General features: G+C 39.6%; 1 protein-coding gene and 1 rRNA gene. One reads left to right on the top strand and one right to left on the bottom strand.

All coding sequences use genetic code 11. The features are described from left to right. Positions 1–312 precede the first annotated feature (312 nt). Positions 313–546 (bottom strand): hypothetical protein, encoded by a 234-nt coding sequence (locus KO524_RS15135; protein ID WP_219295069.1) that lies wholly within the window; start codon positions 544–546, stop codon positions 313–315. A 595-nt stretch (positions 547–1,141) separates the two neighbouring features. On the opposite strand from KO524_RS15135, the gene KO524_RS15130 reads away from it, so the two are divergent. Continuing rightward, positions 1,142–1,206: ribosomal RNA gene (locus KO524_RS15130) — 16S ribosomal RNA — on the top strand; the annotation flags it as partial.

The raw sequence follows: 1,206 nt of genomic DNA, 5'->3' as shown, positions 1-1,206 counted from the left end.
CTATTCGTTGATTCGTCCATTCGCTTATTAGCGAGTGCCTTTAATTTATATACCTCAATTTTAAACCCACAGCATTTTATGGCGAATTCGCCCATCTGCCCATCCGCGTATCCGCCTTCATTATATAGGTATGGTTTTTATGAGCCTATTCGCTGATTCGTCCATTCGTCCATTCGCGAATAAATTACAAAAAGGAGCAATTTTATAACCACAACGCTCCAAAGCGTATAAACGTATCTGCCCATCCGCGTATCTGCATTCACAAGCTCCAAAGCGAATTCGCCCATCTGCCTATCCGCGTATCCGCACTGTTTATATATAGGTGTGTTTTGTTTGCCTAATTGCGGATTCGTCCATTCGCGTATCCGCATTCAAGAATAAATAACCAATTACAGCAATTTTAAACCCACAGCACTTTAAAGCGAATTCGCCCATCTGCCTATCCGCGTATCCGCATTCTTTGTATATAGGTGTGTTTTGTTTGCCTATTTGCCATCTGCCCATCCGCGTATCCGCATTCACAAGCTCCCAAGCGAATTTGCCCATCTGCCCATCCGCGTATCCGCATTCAAGAATAGTTAACTAAGCACAGCCATTTTGCACCCACAGCACTTTAAAGCGAATTCGCCCATCTGCCCATCCGCGTATCCGCTTTTTTAAGTATCTGCACTAAAGCTAAAGTAAGGGGTATTAGTCTGTTAAGAAAGGGGCTTGAAAAAACTGTAAATTAAAAGAAGAAAAGATTAGGAAAGCTAGAAAAAAGGGCTACTTTTGCACCCGCATTACCGCAGAAGTTCTTTGAGAAACGGAGTTAAAAAAAAGAAACATATAAAAGGAGTTTTACTCTTTTAAAAATTTACGAAAATTAAATTTGTTTCTTAAATAATTAAAGTTGTATCTTTGCCACCCGCAAGGAAACAACGCTCTGACACATTATTGACAAGATTTTAAAGGAAATTATTTTCCAACAAAAACCTTGCCAGTTAAAAAAGAAGTTGTAGTTTTGCAACCGCTTTGAGATACAAGCGAAAGACAAGAAGACACGTTCATAGACATATTGAATTGACAGCAAATAAGAGAGAGTAAGGAAATCGCAAGATTTCAAGAATTAGCGCAAACTATCTAAACATATTAAAAAAATACGATGAAGAGTTTGATCCTGGCTCAGGATGAACGCTAGCGGCAGGCTTAACACATGCAAGTCGA

It is taken from the genome of Flavobacterium sp. NKUCC04_CG, assembly GCF_019345525.1.
Lineage (GTDB): Bacteria > Bacteroidota > Bacteroidia > Flavobacteriales > Flavobacteriaceae > Flavobacterium.
The sequence above is the reverse complement of the archived record's forward strand: the minus strand, read 5'-3'. Positions and strand labels throughout refer to the sequence as shown.